The organism is Microbulbifer sp. TYP-18 (assembly GCF_040932045.1).
Classification (GTDB): Bacteria; Pseudomonadota; Gammaproteobacteria; order Pseudomonadales; family Cellvibrionaceae; genus Microbulbifer.
Genome location: NZ_JBFRBC010000003.1, coordinates 91881 through 109650, shown reverse-complemented (window position 1 = coordinate 109650; position 17770 = coordinate 91881). Strand labels below are relative to the sequence as shown.

At 60.1% G+C, this 17770-nt stretch carries 16 protein-coding genes; 6 read left to right on the top strand and 10 right to left on the bottom strand.

Annotated elements, in window-relative coordinates:
* Positions 1-7: 7 nt before the first annotated feature.
* Positions 8-451, top strand: a complete 444-nt coding sequence (locus ABVT36_RS04920; protein ID WP_368455540.1) for a thiol-disulfide oxidoreductase DCC family protein — start codon at positions 8-10, stop codon at positions 449-451.
* Positions 438-1235, top strand: a complete 798-nt coding sequence (gene tcdA / locus ABVT36_RS04915) for a tRNA cyclic N6-threonylcarbamoyladenosine(37) synthase TcdA (protein ID WP_368455539.1) — start codon at positions 438-440, stop codon at positions 1233-1235. The genes ABVT36_RS04920 and tcdA overlap by 14 nt, the downstream gene beginning before the upstream one ends.
* On the opposite strand, the gene ABVT36_RS04910 is transcribed toward tcdA, so the two are convergent.
* The 3 genes from ABVT36_RS04910 to ABVT36_RS04900 form a co-directional block, all read right to left on the bottom strand.
* A complete protein-coding gene (locus ABVT36_RS04910) occupies positions 1226-2902 on the bottom strand; it encodes an aminotransferase class V-fold PLP-dependent enzyme (RefSeq protein ID WP_368455538.1) in 1677 nt (558 codons plus the stop codon). The two genes, tcdA and ABVT36_RS04910, sit on opposite strands and share 10 nt — an antisense overlap.
* Complete coding sequence (locus ABVT36_RS04905; protein ID WP_368455536.1) at positions 2899-3669, bottom strand: TatD family hydrolase; 771 nt, start codon at positions 3667-3669, stop codon at positions 2899-2901. Before ABVT36_RS04905 ends, ABVT36_RS04910 begins: the two co-directional genes overlap by 4 nt.
* A gap of 234 nt (positions 3670-3903) precedes the next feature.
* Entirely contained in the window at positions 3904-4389 is a 486-nt protein-coding gene (locus ABVT36_RS04900; RefSeq protein ID WP_368455535.1) for a hypothetical protein, read from the bottom strand.
* A 206-nt stretch (positions 4390-4595) separates the two neighbouring features.
* On the opposite strand from ABVT36_RS04900, the gene ABVT36_RS04895 reads away from it, so the two are divergent.
* The 3 genes from ABVT36_RS04895 to ABVT36_RS04885 all read left to right on the top strand — a co-directional run bounded on the left by ABVT36_RS04895 (position 4596) and on the right by ABVT36_RS04885 (position 8756).
* Complete coding sequence (locus ABVT36_RS04895; RefSeq protein ID WP_368455534.1) at positions 4596-5171, top strand: hypothetical protein; 576 nt, start codon at positions 4596-4598, stop codon at positions 5169-5171.
* Positions 5172-5571: 400 nt separating this feature from the next.
* The gene (locus ABVT36_RS04890; protein ID WP_368455533.1) at positions 5572-6726 is read left to right on the top strand and encodes a M14-type cytosolic carboxypeptidase; all 1155 of its coding nucleotides are present in this window, start codon (positions 5572-5574) and stop codon (positions 6724-6726) included.
* 296 nt (positions 6727-7022) lie between these two features.
* The gene (locus ABVT36_RS04885) at positions 7023-8756 is read left to right on the top strand and encodes a M28 family metallopeptidase (RefSeq protein ID WP_368455532.1); all 1734 of its coding nucleotides are present in this window, start codon (positions 7023-7025) and stop codon (positions 8754-8756) included.
* Positions 8757-9117: 361 nt separating this feature from the next.
* Here ABVT36_RS04885 and ABVT36_RS04880 read toward each other — a convergent pair whose 3' ends face one another.
* The 5 genes from ABVT36_RS04880 to ABVT36_RS04860 all read right to left on the bottom strand — a co-directional run bounded on the left by ABVT36_RS04880 (position 9118) and on the right by ABVT36_RS04860 (position 15407).
* Positions 9118-9792, bottom strand: a complete 675-nt coding sequence (locus tag ABVT36_RS04880) for a glutathione S-transferase family protein (RefSeq protein WP_368455531.1) — start codon at positions 9790-9792, stop codon at positions 9118-9120.
* A gap of 132 nt (positions 9793-9924) precedes the next feature.
* Positions 9925-11562: an AMP-binding protein gene (locus tag ABVT36_RS04875; RefSeq protein ID WP_367148812.1), complete on the bottom strand. Its 1638-nt coding sequence runs from the start codon at positions 11560-11562 to the stop codon at positions 9925-9927.
* A gap of 589 nt (positions 11563-12151) precedes the next feature.
* Positions 12152-13945, bottom strand: a complete 1794-nt coding sequence (locus ABVT36_RS04870) for an acyl-CoA dehydrogenase C-terminal domain-containing protein (RefSeq protein ID WP_368455530.1) — start codon at positions 13943-13945, stop codon at positions 12152-12154.
* Positions 13946-14117: 172 nt separating this feature from the next.
* Positions 14118-15200 carry an AraC family transcriptional regulator ligand-binding domain-containing protein gene (locus tag ABVT36_RS04865; protein ID WP_368455529.1) on the bottom strand — a complete coding sequence of 361 codons (1083 nt, stop codon included), beginning with the start codon at positions 15198-15200 and terminating at the stop codon, positions 14118-14120.
* Positions 15201-15407 carry a hypothetical protein gene (locus ABVT36_RS04860; protein ID WP_368455528.1) on the bottom strand — a complete coding sequence of 69 codons (207 nt, stop codon included), beginning with the start codon at positions 15405-15407 and terminating at the stop codon, positions 15201-15203.
* Between the two features lie 147 nt (positions 15408-15554).
* Between ABVT36_RS04860 and ABVT36_RS04855 the strand changes: the two genes are divergently transcribed.
* On the top strand, positions 15555-15677 hold the full coding sequence (locus ABVT36_RS04855; protein ID WP_367148819.1) for a hypothetical protein: 123 nt from the start codon (positions 15555-15557) through the stop codon (positions 15675-15677).
* A gap of 32 nt (positions 15678-15709) precedes the next feature.
* Here ABVT36_RS04855 and ABVT36_RS04850 read toward each other — a convergent pair whose 3' ends face one another.
* Positions 15710-17110, bottom strand: coding sequence for a class II fumarate hydratase (locus ABVT36_RS04850; protein WP_368455527.1), 1401 nt, complete (start codon positions 17108-17110; stop codon positions 15710-15712).
* Positions 17111-17216: 106 nt separating this feature from the next.
* Positions 17217-17684: a DUF4399 domain-containing protein gene (locus ABVT36_RS04845; RefSeq protein ID WP_368455526.1), complete on the bottom strand. Its 468-nt coding sequence runs from the start codon at positions 17682-17684 to the stop codon at positions 17217-17219.
* Positions 17685-17770 lie beyond the last annotated feature (86 nt).

The following is a 17770-nucleotide window of genomic DNA, read 5'->3' as shown; positions in this document are numbered from 1 at the left end:
AACACCCATGCCACAGGAGATTCCGGACCACATTATCCTGTTCGACAGCCTCTGCAATCTGTGTAATGGCTGGAGCCGGTTCGTACTGGAGCGCGACGAACGCGCTCTGTTCACCCTGTGCCGGGTACAATCCGCCGCCGGCCAGGAATTGCTGGAACGCCTGGGCCTGCCCCTCGACACCTTTGAAACGGTCATCTATCTGCACAACGGGCCGGCGGGAATACAACAGTATCACCGCAGCGATGCCGCACTGCGCATCTTTGCCCAGCTGCCGATGCCCTGGCGTCTTTTGGCATTGACACGCATAATTCCGCGCTTTCTGCGCGACTGGATCTACGACCTTATAGCCCGCAATCGCTATCGGCTGTTTGGCCGCGGCGCCAGCTGTCGATTGCCATCCGCAACGGAGCGCCACCGATTTCTGGAACAATTCCCCCATGAGTTCAACTGAACAATACTCGCAACGCTTTGGCGGTATCACCCGCCTTTATGGACGCGGCACACTGCAGAAACTGCAGACTGCCCACTGCGTGATTATCGGGATAGGCGGCGTGGGTAGTTGGAGCGCCGAAGCGCTCGCCCGCTCGGGAGTCGGCCACATTTCCCTGATCGACCTCGACGATGTCTGTATCACCAACACCAACCGCCAGAGTCATGCTCTGCACAACACCATCGGCGAGCCCAAAGTAGCGGTGATGGCCGAGCGCCTGCGACAGATTAATCCGCAAATTCAGCTACAGGTTCACCAGGATTTCATCGCCAGCGACAATTTCGCACAGCTGCTGGACCCGGAGCGGATGCCCATCGACATAGTCCTCGACGCGACCGATACGGCGCGGGTCAAAGCGGCCCTGGCCGCCTACTGCAAGGCGCGCAAACTGCGCCTGATTACCGTGGGCTCCGCCGGCGGCAAGCGGGATCCAAGCCGCATCGGCTGCGCCGACCTGGGCCGCACCATCAACGACCCCATACTGGCCAAGATGCGCCAGCACCTGTATCGCCAGCATAATTTTCACAAGTCGCGCCGACGCCTGTTTGGTATCGATGCCATTTTTTCAACCGAACCAATGACCTACCCGCAACCGGACGGCCAGGTCAGTCAGCGCAAGAGCACAATGCAAGGCGGGGTGAAACTCGATTGCAGCAATGGATTCGGGGCGGCCACCATGGTCACCGGGACCTTCGGCTTCCACGCCGCTGCACAGGCGGTAAAACGCCTGCTATCTCAAGGCTGATCGCCTTCCAAACAGGACATGGCCCTTTGCAGCAGGGCGTAAAACCCGTTGCTGCGCGACTGGCTGAGGTGCTGCTGCAAGCCGAGATCCACAAAAACCCGACGCACATCCGTGGCGGCGATCTGCTCTGCGGTACAGCCGTCAATTTGTGCCAGCAGCAAGGCACCCAATCCCTTGACTACACGGCTGTCGCTATCGAGGGCGAAGTGATGTCGCCCGTCGCAGAAGCGGTGGGCCAGCCACGCCTCCGACGCGCAGCCGCGCACCAGGTTTTGTGCCCGACGGATCTGCGGCTTGGGTGAGATGGCCCTGCTCCAGCGCATCAGTTCCCGGTAGCGATCCTGCCAATTGCGCTGCGACGCCAACTGCTCCAACTGCAGGGCCGAAAGGTCGTCGCTTATCCAATCCTCCTCGAAGGAAGGCGCCGGCCCGGCCGGCTCCGGTGCGACCCAGGAAGTGGGCAGGAAGTCCTCCACCGCCTGCAGAAAAGTCTCGATATCCCCGGGGGTGTTGTAAGCGGCCAGGGATGCGCGCAGGGTGGCGGTCTCACCCCCGGCGCGCAGCAGAGGCTGCGCGCAGTGGTGCCCAACGCGCACTGCGATATCCCGTCCGTCGAGCCAGTGCATCAGATCGGCGACCCCACCCTTCTGTGGCGCACAGGTGAGGATACCCAGATTGTGTTGTGGCTGACTGATCAAACGCAGCCCTGGCAACGCCGCCACTTCCCGATGCAGACAACGCAGCAGTTCCTGTTCGTGGGCCGCCATCGCAGCCCGGTCCTGTGCCTCCAGAAAATTCAACGCCGCGCCCAGCCCCGCAATCGCCGCCAGGGAAGCAGTGCCCGCTTCGAACTTGTGCGGCAGCTCCGCAAAGCGGCTGTTGAACAGTCCCACTTCCGCGATCATTTCCCCCCCGCCCTGCCAGGGGGGCATCGCCTCCAGTAGTTCCCGGCGGCCGTAGAGCAATCCGATTCCCGATGGACCATAAAATTTGTGCGCCGAGCATACCAGGAAGTCGCAGCCCAGCCGCTGCACATCCAGCGGCTCATGGGCCACCAACTGGGCGCCGTCAACGATCCAGAGCAAGTCGCGGCCACGCAGTAACTTCCCGATCGCATCGAGATCCGGACGCAGTCCCAACGCATTGGAACCACCGGTAATCGACACCACCCGGGTAAGATCCGTAAGCGCCTCCTCCAGCCGGTCGAACTGGGGTACTCCCGCCGTGTCGGGCACATAGCGCAGTTTTAGCCCATAGCGTTCGGCCATCATCTGCCAGGGGACGATATTCGCGTGGTGTTCAGCGGTTGACAGCAGAATTTCATCACCGGCCTGCAGGCCGCTGCAGAGGCAGTTGGCAAGCAGGTTCAACGCCTCGGTGGCGCCGCGACAGAAAACCATTTCCAGGGGGCTGCGGGCATTGCAAAATGCGGCCGCCTGGCGACGCACACGCTCCACCATCTCCGTTGCTCGCCGGGCCAGTCGATGACTGGATCTGTGGGTATTGGCGTTGCTGTGCAGATAGAAATCCTGCAGCGCGTCGATGACTACCTGGGGTTTATGGGTTGTAGCGGCGTTATCGAGATATACCAGCTGCCGGTTTTCCGGCTGCGCAAACAGGGGAAACTGCCGTTTGAATCCGGGGGCGGAAAAGCTGGTAAAAGTCATAGTGAGAACAGCAACCGTGTATTTTCCCGCGTGCGTGCGGCCACCTCTTCCGCACTCACCCCGCGCAATTCCGCCAACAGCCCCGCGGTGACCGGCAGGTATTCCGGGCTGTTGCGCTCCCCCTGACGCCCCCGCAGTGGCATATCCGGGGCGTCACTCTCCAGCAACAGGCTTTCCAGGGGCAGATCCACAACCGCCCGCCGCGTTTTTGCCGCCCTTGGGTAACTGATGGTGCCGCCAATTCCCAGGCTAAACCCCATCGCCCAATACCGGCGGGCCAGTTCCACATCGCCGCTGAAAGCGTGGATCACACCGCCGCGGCTAAGGCGAAAGGCTTTCAGCAGCCGCAGGAGCTCACTGTGGGCCTTGCGCACATGGAGAATGACCGGCAACCCCAGCTCGGCGGCGACCGTCAGGTGTATGCGCAGGACCTCCAGCTGGTGTTCAAAGGGTGTTTCTATCAGCTTGTCGAGGCCGCACTCGCCAATCGCGACAAAGCGGCCCTGCTCTGCACACTCGCAGAGCGCCTGCTGCAATTGGGCATCGGTCTGTTGCAGGCCGGAGATCCACCAGGGATGCACCCCCACTGCAGCATGCCAGCCGGGCTCCCGGCAGACCAACGCTGCCAGTGACTCCCACTGCCCCACCTCCACACCTGGAATAATCAGCTGCTCCACCCCGACGGCGCGGCACCGCTGCCAGACGGCGTCGCGATCACTGGTAAAGTCCTCAAAGTCGAAGTGGCAGTGGCTATCGATCAGTAGCATCGGATTAAGTGCAGGGCTAACTCCGGGATCTTAGTTAAGGGCTTGCGCCAGCCTCCCCCGACGGCGGCATACTTGTACCACCTTAGCCCAGCAATGCGCCGCTAGATTGGGGGTACAGAAAAGCGGTGACGAACCCTAGCCGCCGGAGCCGTGGACGCCTGTTCGCACCAGTGCTGAACAGGCGCTGGCCTGCAGTCATTGAGCCACAGTGCGAAAACAGCGGCTGCCGCTATCTCAGAGCGACGCTGTGTGCCCCGCCTCCACACTGCGGAGAGCGGCGAGATCCTTGACCCACAGGATATCAGTCGGCGCCACCCGGGTACCGACGGTCGTTGCCAGCGTAGCCGTAAGCTGCTGTAACTTGTCGTCACCGTCGGCGGACACATCAAGGGGTACCTGCTCCCACAGCTGCCCATCCTGGTCGATCACCTGACGGCTGTCACCGGTATCCACAGCACCCAGATGGCGGTCAATGGCCGATGATCCCCCCGCGGGCAGATAGATGGTTCCGGAGGTGAAGTCCACCGCGAAAGCCACCACACCGGGCAGAATACCGAACAACAGCGCGGCGCCGTCGAGAATCACCACCACCGGATCGACACGGCCGCCCTCCTGCCCCTTGCGCTCCGGGTACAGGAAATAACCACAGGCGGTCAGATTCGCGGTCAGGGCCAGGACGCAGCCGGCGGCAAGGCCGCGTTTAACCAGTTTACTATTCATGGTAACTCTCTCTGTCTCGTTATTGCGCAGGGGCTCTGGCCCCCATGGCCTGCAAGCTTACCGAATGACACACAGCGCCGGAAGTGGCGCGGAGAGGAACATGTGTGGCGCAGATCCCAAAGTGAAGCAGATTCTCTCGAACCACCCCAGGTACTCTGCTATGGTTGGCGATTATTTAGTCACCTGAGAGGGGGGGGGGAATCCCTATGCTGCGCCATACTCTACACCGACAGGCGCTCTGTGCGCTGCTCCTGGTTGCGCTGGTTGTCGGCGGCTGCGCCGCACCGGGACAAACCCGCAATGAAAAACGCCAGTATATAGACAATACGGAACGGCAGGTGCTAAGCGAGCTATACCGGCTGAAGCCGGATCTGCGCGCCGACGTGGCCAGTGCACCGGGCTATGCGGTATTTAGCAATATAAACATTAATCTGCTGCTGGCCAGCGCCTCCAGCGGGTACGGAGTGGCAGTCGACCGTCGCTCGGGGGCACGCACCTATATGAAAATGCACGAACTGGGTGTGGGCCTGGGTTTTGGTGTCAAAGATTTTCGCGCCCTGTTTCTGTTTGAATCCCCCGAGGTCATGCGGCGTTTCGTCGACAGCGGCTGGTCATTTGGCGGCCATGCGGATGCGGCTGCCAAGGCACAGGACAAGGGGGCGGCAGTCGCTGCCGAAGTGGTGCTGGATGGCATGCGCGTATACCAGTTGACGGAGAGCGGCATCGCCCTGCAGGCCACCCTCAAGGGAACCAAATTCTCGCGGGATCCGGAGTTGAATTAAACTTGGCGCCTATCCCGGCAAAAGCCATTGAAAGTCATTCATTCCGGCGCCAATCTGGTGTGTCCTGTGTCCGGCCGCGGGTACCGCGGCCTAAACTGTAACCAGCACCAGCCGCGAGTGGTAAAGGAGCGGTACGCAATTTCTGTCGGTGCGGGTTGCGCGCCAGTGATCGGGTCAGGCAGATAGCAGTCGTCGGGCCGCGACACCGGAAATTCCAGGGAGCTGTAGTCGCGGCAGGTGCCGCCAGGGATAGGCCAGAGCACGGTATCGGTAGCGGTACCGTGCTTTTTTATTGCCCGCACACCAGCCCCCATCTCAGCGGCCGGCCCCGGCCATAACCCCCTGAAAAATTTTGCCGCTCGCTGTATGCTCCCGCAACCAATAACAGCGGAGCCTTTCCATGCACATAACCTCTGCTTTTGACGGCGGCAACATCACCCTCGTCAACGCCGACAGCAGCCCGATCGAGCTGGCCATCCGCCAGGACAACAACTCCGACTTTTACCAGTGGTTTTACTTCCGCCTGGAAGGCCGGGTGGGCGACAGCTACCCGCTGCGCTTCGTCAACGCCGGCAAGGCGGCCTATCCGGCAGGATGGGACAACTATCGCGTCTGCGCCTCCTACGACCGCGACCACTGGTTTCGCCTAGATGCGCACTACGACGGTCAATGCCTCGACTTCACTGTCGATCTGGAGCAACCCAGCGTCTATCTGGCTTATTTCGCGCCCTACTCCTGGGAGCGTCACCTGAACTTACTGGCCTGGGCCCAGGGCCACGACCAGGTCCAACTGGAGACACTCGGGCAGACCCTGGACGGCCGCGACATGAGCCTGCTCACTGTCGGCGACGCAGCGACAGCAAAGCACCGCGTGTGGATGATCGCCCGTCAACACCCTGGCGAAACCATGGCCGAGTGGTTTGTGGAGGGGTTTTTGGAATCTCTGCTGGATCCGGCCAATCCAGGGGCGCGGCAACTGCTGGCGGACACGGTATTTTACCTGGTGCCCAATATGAACCCCGACGGCAGTGTACGCGGCCACCTGCGCACCAATGCGGTGGGCGCAAACCTCAATCGCGAATGGTCGAACCCGACCATGGAGCGCAGCCCCGAAGTGTATCTGGTGCGCCAGAGAATGCTTCAGGTCGGCGGCGACATCTTTCTCGATATCCACGGTGACGAGGCGCTGCCGGTCAATTTTGTCGCTGCCTGCGAAGGTATCCCGGGCTACGATGCGCGTCACGCCGAACTGGAACAACGCTTCAAACAGGCCTTTGTAGCCGCAAGTCCGGACTTCCAGACACGGCGAGGCTACGAACTGGACAAGCCCGGCGAAGCCAATATGACGGTGGGCACCAACTGGTGCGGACACCAGTTCCGCACCCTGGCACTGACCCTGGAAATGCCCTTCAAGGATAATGACGAACTGCCGGACACTGGCGAGGGCTGGTCACCGGACCGCTGTCGGCAGCTGGCGCGGGACATACTCTTTCCCATCCGCGAGACACTGACCCATATGGATAGCGGCCGGAATCCGGTCGACACCCCCGCCTGACCTCGGGCACCGGCGGCGCAGTTTTTTTGACTGTGCCCGGTGCCGATTTCAGTACAGAATGCTTCGGCCCCCGGCGCCCTTTTTGCTAGCTTAGTCATCCGGCAATCCGGGTCCTTTCCCGGCCACCGAATTGCCGCCCTCGAGATAACCGGCGCAACTGCATGGCGCAGCTTGTATTCCGGGGGCCGGTGCCACCCTGCAACCGCTGGCGGCACCACTCTGAGCCACATTGACCCCGAGCCGCTGCGGCCTGCGGTGCAAACGTGCAAAAGAATAGACAGTTACAGGAAACTCCTATGCAGATACCAACCCTATGGCGCAACCTCTGCTTTGCCGCTATTGCCACCGGCGCTCTGACCGCCTGCGGCACAGCGTCGGCGCCTCAAGATGATTCCGCAGTGGCGGGAAAGGGCCAGCAGACCGGCAGCGCTCCCGATTCCGCCCAATTGGAAACCATGGCCGCCGACCTGCACAAGCATGTAAAGGTACTGGCCTCCGATGAGTTTGAGGGCCGTGCCCCAGCCTCCCGGGGAGAGGAATTGACCGTCAACTATCTGGCGGAGCAGTTCGCAGCAGCGGGACTGCAGCCCGGCGCCACGGATAGTGAGGGTCGGCCGAGCTGGTTCCAGCAGGTGCCGGTGGTGGAAATGCACATCAATTCCAGCCCGTTGACCGTCACCGGTAACGGCTTCAGGAAAGAACTGCAGCCGCTGACCGATATGGTCACCTTCACCCAGCGGCAGACACCGGCGTCAGCGCTGGACCACAGCGAACTGGTGTTTGTGGGCTACGGCATTGTGGCACCAGAGAACGACTGGAATGACTACGCTGGTGTCGACATGGCCGGCAAGACGGCGGTGATCCTGGTCAACGATCCGGGCTACGCCACCCAGGACAAGGCGCTGTTCAACGGCAACGCCATGACCTATTACGGCCGCTGGAGCTACAAATTCGAAGAGGCAGCGCGCCAGGGTGCCGACGGTGCCATCATTATTCATGAAACCGGTGCGGCCGGTTATCCGTGGGAGGTGGTCAGTGGCAGCTGGTCCGGGGCCCAGATCAGTCTGGCGGCAGAGGACAAGAACCGGGATCGCGTAGCCGTCGAAGCATGGATGACCGGCGCCGCAGCGCAGGACATCTTTGCCGCGGCGGGACTGGATCTGGCCACTGAGATGGAGGCGGCCAAAACCCGTGGCTTCGTCGCCAAACCCCTTGGTCTGAACGCCAGCGTCCAACTGCAAAACAGCCTGCGTCACTCCGACTCCCGTAACGTGGTGGCGAAGCTGCCGGGTAAAACCCACCCGGACGAGGCGGTGATCTACACCGCGCACTGGGATCACCTGGGTATCAATGACAACACTGCCGGCGAAGACCATATCTTCAACGGCGCGGTGGACAATGCCACAGGCACCGCCGGGCTGCTGGCGATGGCGCGCCAGATTGCCGGCATGGACAGTCGGCCGCAACGCTCAATGCTGTTCGTAGCGGTCACCGCAGAGGAATCGGGTCTGCTGGGATCCAAGTACTATGCGGAACACCCGGTGGTGCCGCTGGAAAAAACTGTGGCCGGAATCAATTTCGATGCCATGGGTGTGCTGGGCCCCATGCGCGACGTGATCGTGGTGGGGTACGGCAACAGTGAACTGGAACCTCTGCTGGCGGGGGTAGCGCGGGAACAGGGCCGCTATCTGTCGCCGGAGGACCATCCGGAGCGCGGATATTACTATCGCTCCGACCACTTCAGCCTGGCCAAGAAAGGTGTACCCATGCTGTACTTCGACTCGGGTACGGACAGTTTCGACCACAGCCGTGCCTGGGCCCAGCAGCAGGGCGAAAACTACACCGCCCATGCCTACCATAAACCCGCGGACGAATACGATCCGAATTGGGATCTGAATGGCGCGGCCATGGACCTGCAACTGGGTATGCGGCTCGGCTTGCAACTGGCCAACAGCCGCACTTGGCCCAATTGGTATCAGGGGAACGAATTTCGCGCAATTCGCGATGCGAGTGCCGAGGTACGTCGATAAAACGCGACAGATAAACACGCGGCCGCTTCCCGGCGGCCGCCAAACTGCCCCGTCCACACCAGTGGTGGGGCAGTATGTCATCCCGCCCCGATATTAACCGGGCTCTGTCCGGGCCACCCGGTTTCTTCAGCTTTTTACCGCATCCCCAATCCCGTGTTAGCCGGGCTAGGGCCTGTTGGCACTAAACAGGCTGACCCTCGCAGGCTGTTGAAATTCGAAGAATTTCGACGCCTGGTACCGGAATATGGATGTTCCGGCAAAATCAACGACGCCTAACTCGTTGATTTTGGGAGAAAAGTGAAAATCACATTTTTCGCTTTTCGTGTTTTGAAATAGGCAGGATGCCTTTTTCAACAACCTGCTAAAGGGGCAGCACCATGGACTCGTGGCCATCCATCTCCTGCGCCTTGCGAAAGGCGGGCCGGGCCCGGATACATTCGAGCCAGACCCGGGTATTGGGGTGTCCACCCGTCAGGTAGCCGCGCCTGCTGGCCGACTCGATGGGGTAGCTGAGCAGGATGTCCGCACCGCTCAACGCAGAGCCACCGAACCACTCCTGAGCCGCCAGATCCTCTTCCGCCAGGGCCAGCAACCTGACCATCCTGGGGCGAATAAATCCGTCCGTCGCCTTATTGAGGACAGGGGTGAGAACAAGGTTGAACAGAGATGGCACCCGCGCCTGTAGTATATGGAAGACACCATCCATCAACATGAGTGGCATCACCGAGCCCTGGGCGGCGTGAAACCAGAAAAGATATCGGTCCCGGCCGGGAGATCCAGGCGCCGGCCTCAGGGTCTCACTCGGGTACCGGTCCAGCAGGTAATCGAAGATTGCCGCAGTCTCGGCCAGCGCAAACTCGCCATCGGTGATTACCGGCGCAGTACCGAGGGGGGAAACCGCCTTGTAGTCCGCCGGTGCCAGTTTGGTTTGCGGATCACGCCGGTAGAGCTTGAGTTCATAGTCGACCCCCAGCTCTTCCAGTAGCCAGAGGATGCGAAAAGACTGGGAGTATTCCAGGTGATGCAATGTAACCATGTGAAGCTGCCTCCCCAAAGCTTCCACCCGCGTGCCAGGTGTGGCGGATGTCGTTTCCGGCTAAAGCACCTTCCACCCTATGGGTGCCGCAATATCCAAGCGCCTGACTGCGCTGCTGTCGCCATGGATCCGTCAGGCACTGACCGCATCACCCATTTTTTTAAGTTCCTGGTCGCGCAGTTCGCGGCGCAAAATCTTGCCGACATTGGTCTTGGGCAGATCCTCGCGAAACTCAACCTTTTTGGGTACCTTGTAGGCGGTCATTTTTTCGCGGCAGTAGGCGATTACCTCTTCCTCGGTCAGGGAATCGTCGGCTTTGACCACAAACAGCTTAACCAGCTCGCCGCTCTTTTCGTCAGGGATACCGATGGCGGCCGCTTCTCCGACCTTGTCCATCGTACTGATCACGTCTTCGATCTCATTCGGGTAGACGTTGAAGCCGGAGACGATAATCATGTCCTTCTTGCGGTCCACTATCTTGATGTAGCCATCATCCTGAATCACCGCCATATCTCCGGTGCGCAACCAGCCTTCGTCGTCGAGGCATTCGGCGGTCGCTTCCGGCCGCTGCCAGTAGCCCTTCATCACCTGGGGACCGCGGACACACAACTCCCCGGGGGTATTATTGGGAAGATCGTTGCCGTTCTCGTCGATGACCTTCACCTCAGTGCCAGGCACCGGTACACCCACTGTGCCCAACTGCACGGCGGAAGCCGGATTGAAAGACACAACCGGCGATGTCTCGGTCAAACCGTAGCCTTCGGTCACCACACAGCCGGTCATTTTTTCCCAGCGATCCGCGGTGTCGCGTGTCAACGCCATGCCACCGGAAGCTGTGGTGTGCAGTCCGCTAAAATCCAGCTCGGCGAATTGCGGGTCCCGCATCAGGCCGTTGAACAATGTATTCAGCCCCGCAAAGCCGGTAAAGCGCTGGCCTTTCAAAGTCTTCACAAACGCCGGAATATCGCGCGGATTGGGAATCAGCAACGAGTGGTTGCCGGTCATGAACAATGACATACAGTGAATCGTGAAGGCATAGATGTGGTACAGGGGCAGAGGCGCAATGTAGAGTTCCTCCCCCTCCTTGATCGAGTCCCCCAGAGCTTCCCGCACCTGTTCCATGTTTGCCACCAGGTTGCGATTGGTCAGCATTGCGCCTTTGGCGACACCGGTGGTACCACCGGTATACTGCAGAACAGCCACATCCTCAGGGTTTGCCCGCACTTGGGTTCGCGGTTGTCTGGCGCCCAATGCCATGGCATCACGGAAACTGACCTGATTCGCAAACGAAAAGTCCGGCACCATTTTCTTGATGTGCTTGGCAACGGTGTTGATCAGCACCCGCTTGAGAGGGCTGTGGAGGTCGGCGATTTCGCTCACAATCACCTGCTCAACCGGGGTTTCCTCCACCACCGCAGCAGCGGTATCGGCGATATTCGCCAGCACCACCAGCGCCTTGGCGCCTGAGTCTATCAACTGGTGTTTGAGTTCGCGCCTGGTGTAGAGCGGATTGGTATTCACCACTATGAGTCCGGCGCGCATAGCGCCGAAAACCACTACCGGATATTGCAGCACATTGGGCAACTGCACGGCGATACGATCACCGGGCTTTAAACTGGTGTGGTGCTGCAGGTAGGAGGCGAATTTGGCACTGAGCCGATCGACTTCAGCAATTGAAAGAGTGTGGCCAAGGCAAGTGAAAGCCGGTCTGTCACCGAACTTTGCACAGGCGTCCGAAAATACGTCAAGAATGCTGCGATCGAGTTCCAACTTTCTTCTCCCAGTCCTGTTGTTGTCGCCTTTACTTTTATAGACGAATCCCGGCGCCTGGATTCGCTTGATTATTGTTTGCCTCTCGCCGCAGCGCCTGTGGTTATCGGCGCGCGCGATCGCAGCTCCAACCCTGACTGGCCGCTATGGTCCCGTTTCCTATGGGTGGGCCACACTCCCGATCCGGCGGTGATGGTGGTGGCGTCAGCACCCAACACTTCGAGTAAAAACACTATCCGCTGAGCAGACTGTCCAACCCTTTACCCGCAACCCTCTATGACTGTTCCTTCGCAGCGACCGGCTGCTGGAACTTTAACCGAGTGCCGGGGCGCAAACAAGTCGACCGAAATACACTGGATCAGCCGGGTCCGTCCTTGTGAACTGGTGATTGGATGCAGTTGCTGCGAACAGCGGCCGATGTTTTATAGGACCAAATGGCTTGCCGGGTTTGCCGGATTCACACGGACTCCAACTGGGCCAGGCTTCGCGACCGGCGCTGCGCCACGCCTTCGAGAGGGGTGACGCTGGGATAACAAGGCCGGCCGCTCACCTGCAGCTTTCCCCTACCACTCAAAAAGCCCCCGCCCACTCAAAAAGCAAAGTGAGCGACATCGAGTTCCATCAGGTTGTCGGCCCCACTCGTAATCGCACCCGCGTGCGCGCCGGTACGCGGCAGAATGCGGTCGAAATAGAAGCGCGCTGTAGCCAGCTTGGCGCGATAAAAATCCCCGTCACCCTCACCGGTGGCCAGCTTCTCACCGGCCACCTTGGCTGCGTGGGCCCACAGGTAGGCCAGTACCGCGTAACCGGAGAACATCAGGTAATCTACCGAAGCGGCGCCCACCTCTTCCGGGTTTTCCATAGCCTTGGCGCCCACATGCATCGTCAGATCACCCCACTGCCGATTCAGCTCCTGCAATCTGGTGACATAGGGAGCCAAGGCCTCTGTATCGATTTCAGCCTGGCAGAATTTGTGTACTATCTTGGTGAAGCGGCGCAGCGTTTCACCCTGGCTCATCAGCACCTTGCGGCCCAGCAGATCCAGGGCCTGAATCCCGGTAGTGCCCTCATAAATGGTCGAGATGCGGGCGTCGCGCACATTCTGTTCCATGCCCCACTCGGTGATATAGCCGTGGCCACCGAAACACTGCAGGCCCAGGTTGGCGGCTTCAAAACCGGTCTCGGTAAGAAATGCCTTGGTGATCGGCGTGAGGAAAGCCAACAGCTGGTCCGCCTCCGCCCGCTCCTCCTCGGAGCCCCTGTGTGAACGATCCACCTGCTTGGCACAGAAACCCACCAACATGCGCCCGCCCTCGGCAAACGCCTTCTGGGTAAACAGCATGCGGCGCACATCCGGGTGCACGATAATCGGATCCGCCGGGCCGTCCGGATTCTTGGGCCCGCTCAGGGCGCGCATTTGCAACCGGTCCCGGGAGTAGGCCAGTGACTTCTGGAACCCCAGTTCCGCGTGTGCCAACCCCTGCAGGGCGGTTCCCAGACGCGCGGTATTCATAAAAGTAAACATGCAGTTCAGTCCCTTGTTGGGGGGACCGATCAGAAAACCGGTGGCAGCGTCAAAATTCAGCACCGCGGTGGAGTTGCCGTGGATGCCCATTTTGTGCTCGAGGGCCCCGCACACAACGCCATTGCGCTCACCAATGGTGCCATCGTCCCGGGGCAGGAACTTGGGCACGATAAACAGCGAAATACCCTTGGTGCCTTCTGGCGCCCCCGGCAGTCGCGCCAACACGATATGGACGATGTTCTCCGCCATATCGTGCTCGCCGGCAGAAATGAAGATCTTGGTACCGGTGATGGCATAGGAGCCATCGGCATTGGGCTCGGCTTTGGTGCGCAGCATACCCAGATCCGTGCCGCAGTGGGACTCGGTCAGGCACATGGTACCGGTCCAGGTCCCCTCCACCAGTTTCGTCAGATAGGTCTGTTTTTGCTCTTCAGTACCATGGGCCTCGAGGGTATTCATGGCGCCGTGGGACAGCCCCGGATACATACCCCAGGACCAGTTGGCGGTACCCACCATCTCGCTCATGATGGTACCCAGGGACGGCGGCAGACCCTGACCACCGTAGTCCACATGGTGTGCCAGCGCCGGCCAGCCGGCCTCCACAAACTGCTGGTAGGCTTCCTTGAACCCGGCCGGTGTGGTGACCTCGCCGTCCTTCCAGGTACAGCCCTGCTGGTCGCCCACCGCATTGAGTGGCGCCAGCACGTTTTCGCAAAATTTGGCACCCTCTTCCAGAATCGCGTCGACAACATCTGGAGTGGCGTCTTCATAACCCAGTGCCGCACAGTGCTCGTCCCAGTGCAGCAGTTCGCGCATGACGAAGCGGATATCCCGCAGTGGAATCTTGATATCGGTCATCCTGCGATCCTCAACTCATTGTTACACCAACCACCAACTGCAGGAGAACCGGGCGGTCAGGCTTGTGACTGATCTTTAAGATTCGTTCATAATAGTAGCAATTCCCATGCAGCTGCTATGGCTAAAAGCGTCCAAAGTGGTGACAAATAGAGGCGGGTAAAGCGGCCTGGATTTATTCCCCCGGGGCACCCCGGCGCCCGGCTGCCATCAGCCCGCGCCGGCGGTATTCTCCCGGGGTGATTCCGGTCCATTTCTTGAAAGCGCGGAAAAACGCGCTGGACTCGTCAAAACCCAGCATCGCCGCAATCTGGCTATTGGAAAGGTCGGGACAGCTCAGATAGTGGAAAGCCGCTTCCATGCGACATTCGTCTTTGAGTTTCTGGTAGGAGGTGCCCTCCTGCAGCAGCCGCCGCCGCAGGGTGGTGACCGAAACATTGAGCCGCTCCGCCACGACTTCGGCGGCGGGCATGGACTCGCTGACGTCCCGGTTGAGAATGGTCTTGACCTTGGTTTTGATGCTGTTGGCGTTGCCATCGCTGATCACCAGGTGATAAGGCGCTGTGCGTATGAAGTCCTCCAGAGTCTGGGGGCTTTGCACAATCGGATAGTCGAGATAGCGGCTGTCGTACTCCAGGGCATTGACGGGCTGGTCAAACAACAGTTCGCCCGCATCGCTCTGTGCCAGGGCGGTGAATTCCTCCGGCCGGGGGAAAGAGAAGTGCAGTCGTGCCAGAGGTATCTCGCAACCCACCAGCCAACAGTAAAAGCGATGCCAGACCGCCAGTGTGGTGCGCACTACGCTGGGGCTGGTCGCCGCCAGCAGCCGCTCGAACTCGCCCTCCGCCAGTGAACTGATGCCGCCGATCACCACTTTCTCACGGCCTTCGGAACCCGGCTCAAACACCGGTTTCACCTTGAAACCGCGACAAACCTCCATGAATTCGGCACTCAGAGTAATAGCCTGGCGCACCGCCGCAGAGTTCACCACCGTCAGGCACAGCAGACGGAAAGAACCCGGCCTGACCCGGCCCCCGCTGAGCATACCGAACCACTCGTCCTGCGCCAGCCACATAACCCGCTGGTATAGCTGTCCGTATTTCAGCGCCGAAAAAGCCGCCGCACCCCGCAACTCCGTATCATCGATACCCACCGAGGCCAGCAATTCGGTGCGATCACAGCCGTGCCGGGCCGCCTCCTGCAGCAGGCGCTCCAGGTAGGCGATGGGTATGCGAATATCCTCCTGCTGCAAGGGCATCTACTTTTTTTTGCGGTCGCGCAGCCAAGTCAGGATGGCCGCCGTTGCCAATGCCGCAACCACTATCACCAGCAGCAGCACTAGTAACAGAACCCCGTAGCCAACGACACTCTCTACCGGCAGGTCCCAGCTCCAGATCGCCGCCGCGACAAAGGCCGCACAGGCGAGGACGCTGGTGATAAATGAGCGATATCTCTTTTTTGCCATGAACCCTCTCAACGCTAAAACACCAAATATGAACCGCTGGCCACCGGCGAACCCCGGCACTACCCTTGGAGTAAAGGCGGCGAGCGCCCTTGCGGCGCGGAATCGTGAGTGATCGTCCGGTTCCTGTCAACATCGCAGGAGGCTGCCATGACCAAACGACTGCTGTACCGCCGCGAGGATCGCGCGATGCTAAAGCGTTTGTTTACCTGGCTCGAATGCCTGGCGGTATTGATCGGGGCCATTGCCCTGGGATTGTTTCTATTCGCCTAGGGCCTGCCCAAGGGGCGCACACTGTCAGGTGTTTAGTTGCGGGAAATAATGCCGCCTTTCGCCAGATTCGCCGGATCCAGCAGTCTCTCCAGCTCCGCCGGTTGAATGTCCGTCATTTCCACCGCCACATCCAGTATCGGCCGGCCACTGCGATAGGCCTCCTTGGCGATTTCAGCAGCCCTCCGATAACCGATCACCGGGTTCAGGGCGGTCACCAGGACCGGGTTGCGGGCCAGGGCGCGCTCTATATTGGCGCGCTTGGGTGTGAAGGTCGCTATGGCCCTGTCCGCCAGCAAAACGGCGCTGTTTGCCAGCAGGTGAATAGTTTCCAGCAAAGTCGCGGCGATCAGCGGCAGCATCACATTCAATTGGAAATTGCCGCTCTGCCCCGCGATACCAATAGTGGTGTCGTTGCCCATAACACGGGCAGCCACCATCGCCATCGATTCCGCGATTACCGGGTTTACCTTGCCCGGCATAATACTGCTGCCCGGCTGCAGTGCCTGCAATTCTATTTCCGCAAAACCGGCCAGGGGGCCACTGTTCATCCAGCGCAGGTCGTTGGCGATTTTCATTGCAGTCACCGCCAATACCCGCAACTGACCCGACAGCTCCACCGCTGTGTCCTGCGTCGCTATAGCGGCAAAAGCATTATCCGCGGGCCGGAACTGCTGCATGCTATTGACGCTCAGCCTTTGTGCGAACAGCTCGGCGAAGTCCGCCGGCGCATTCAGGCCACTGCCGATGGCAGTACCGCCCTGCGCGAGTTGAGCCAGACGGGGCATTACTGATCGCAACCTCTCGCGACACTGGGCGACCTGCGCCGCCCAGGCCCCGATTTCCTGGCCCAGGGTCATGGGTACCGCGTCCATCAGGTGCGTGCGCCCGGTTTTTACTACGTCTTCCAGTTCCCGCGCTTTTTTTTCCAGCTCACCCTGCAGGTGCCGCAGCGATGGCAGCAGGCTGTCGCGCACGCTCAAAAGGGCGGACACATGTATCGCAGTGGGAATCACATCGTTGCTGCTTTGGCTCATATTGACGTGATCGTTGGCCCCCACCGTCACGCCGCAGTCCCGCTGCGCAATATATGCCAGCACCTCATTGACATTCATATTGGTGCTGGTACCGGAGCCGGTCTGATAAATATCGAGCGGGAACTGAAGAGCGTATTCCTGCGGTGAAAACTCCATCACCCGCTCACAGGCAGTCACTATCGCGGCGGCCTGTTCCCGGGTTAACAGCCCCAACTCCGCATTGACCTCGGCGGCGGATTTTTTGATCAACACTATCGCTCGGATAAACTCCACTGGAAGCCTCTCCCCACTGACGGGAAAGTTGTCCAGCGCACGCTGAGTCTGAGCACCGTAAAAGGCGCTATCCGCTACCTGCACATCCCCCAGGCTATCTGTTTCTATACGAAAATTACCCGCCATGGGTCTTCACTCCAACTGGCTGGTGCCTCCGCCGGGCGGAGTCCCGGCAGCTCTCTTCGCCGGACGGCATCGGCAACCCTCGCGGTCGCCGGCTTGAGGCTCAGGGTTACTTGACAGTAACGGTGATTTTTTTCGACATCACCGGCTTCTTGTGTGGAATATGCAGGTAGTTGCCCATCACCAGTTGCAGGGTGTGCTTTCCGGGCGGCAGCGTAATCTCGGTTTCCGTCTGACCACCACCGAAATGGATGAGGCGGTCGCTGGCCGGCAGCGGCTTGGTCAGGTCCGGCATTTCATCGACATCGATCAGCAAATGGTGGTGTCCGGTACCCTTGGTGTCTACACCGGCGGGCGCCACCCCCATGCCGGACAAACCAAAACGCACAGTGAAGGTCTTCCCCACCGTATCGCCGTCCTGGGGCGAGATGATATAAACCTTGGCGTCGGCCGGAGCCTCGGAAATCAATTGGTCCATGCCATCTTTTTGATGCTGATCGGCCAGCGCCAGGGGCATCGCGAGAGAACCCAGGACGAGAATTAATGAATTTACGACATTGATACTAATAGGACGCATAAGTACTCCTCGAGAAAATTGAATCCGGTGCGCTTAAAGCGTCGCAGGCCTCCGTTCGCACCCTCCTGCCTGTTAAAGATTAGCAG

Excerpts from the sequence above, each read along its gene's own strand:
- ABVT36_RS04920 (WP_368455540.1), top strand. The coding sequence starts at position 8 with ATGCCACAGGAGATTCCGGACCACATTATCCTGTTCGACAGCCTCTGC.
- tcdA (WP_368455539.1), top strand. The coding sequence starts at position 438 with ATGAGTTCAACTGAACAATACTCGCAACGCTTTGGCGGTATCACCCGC.
- ABVT36_RS04910 (WP_368455538.1), bottom strand. The coding sequence starts at position 2,902 with ATGACTTTTACCAGCTTTTCCGCCCCCGGATTCAAACGGCAGTTTCCC.
- ABVT36_RS04905 (WP_368455536.1), bottom strand. The coding sequence starts at position 3,669 with ATGCTACTGATCGATAGCCACTGCCACTTCGACTTTGAGGACTTTACC.
- ABVT36_RS04900 (WP_368455535.1), bottom strand. The coding sequence starts at position 4,389 with ATGAATAGTAAACTGGTTAAACGCGGCCTTGCCGCCGGCTGCGTCCTG.
- ABVT36_RS04895 (WP_368455534.1), top strand. The coding sequence starts at position 4,596 with ATGCTGCGCCATACTCTACACCGACAGGCGCTCTGTGCGCTGCTCCTG.
- ABVT36_RS04890 (WP_368455533.1), top strand. The coding sequence starts at position 5,572 with ATGCACATAACCTCTGCTTTTGACGGCGGCAACATCACCCTCGTCAAC.
- ABVT36_RS04885 (WP_368455532.1), top strand. The coding sequence starts at position 7,023 with ATGCAGATACCAACCCTATGGCGCAACCTCTGCTTTGCCGCTATTGCC.
- ABVT36_RS04880 (WP_368455531.1), bottom strand. The coding sequence starts at position 9,792 with ATGGTTACATTGCATCACCTGGAATACTCCCAGTCTTTTCGCATCCTC.
- ABVT36_RS04870 (WP_368455530.1), bottom strand. The coding sequence starts at position 13,945 with ATGACCGATATCAAGATTCCACTGCGGGATATCCGCTTCGTCATGCGC.
- ABVT36_RS04865 (WP_368455529.1), bottom strand. The coding sequence starts at position 15,200 with ATGCCCTTGCAGCAGGAGGATATTCGCATACCCATCGCCTACCTGGAG.
- ABVT36_RS04860 (WP_368455528.1), bottom strand. The coding sequence starts at position 15,407 with ATGGCAAAAAAGAGATATCGCTCATTTATCACCAGCGTCCTCGCCTGT.
- ABVT36_RS04855 (WP_367148819.1), top strand. The coding sequence starts at position 15,555 with ATGACCAAACGACTGCTGTACCGCCGCGAGGATCGCGCGATGCTAAAG.
- ABVT36_RS04850 (WP_368455527.1), bottom strand. The coding sequence starts at position 17,110 with ATGGCGGGTAATTTTCGTATAGAAACAGATAGCCTGGGGGATGTGCAG.
- ABVT36_RS04845 (WP_368455526.1), bottom strand. The coding sequence starts at position 17,684 with ATGCGTCCTATTAGTATCAATGTCGTAAATTCATTAATTCTCGTCCTG.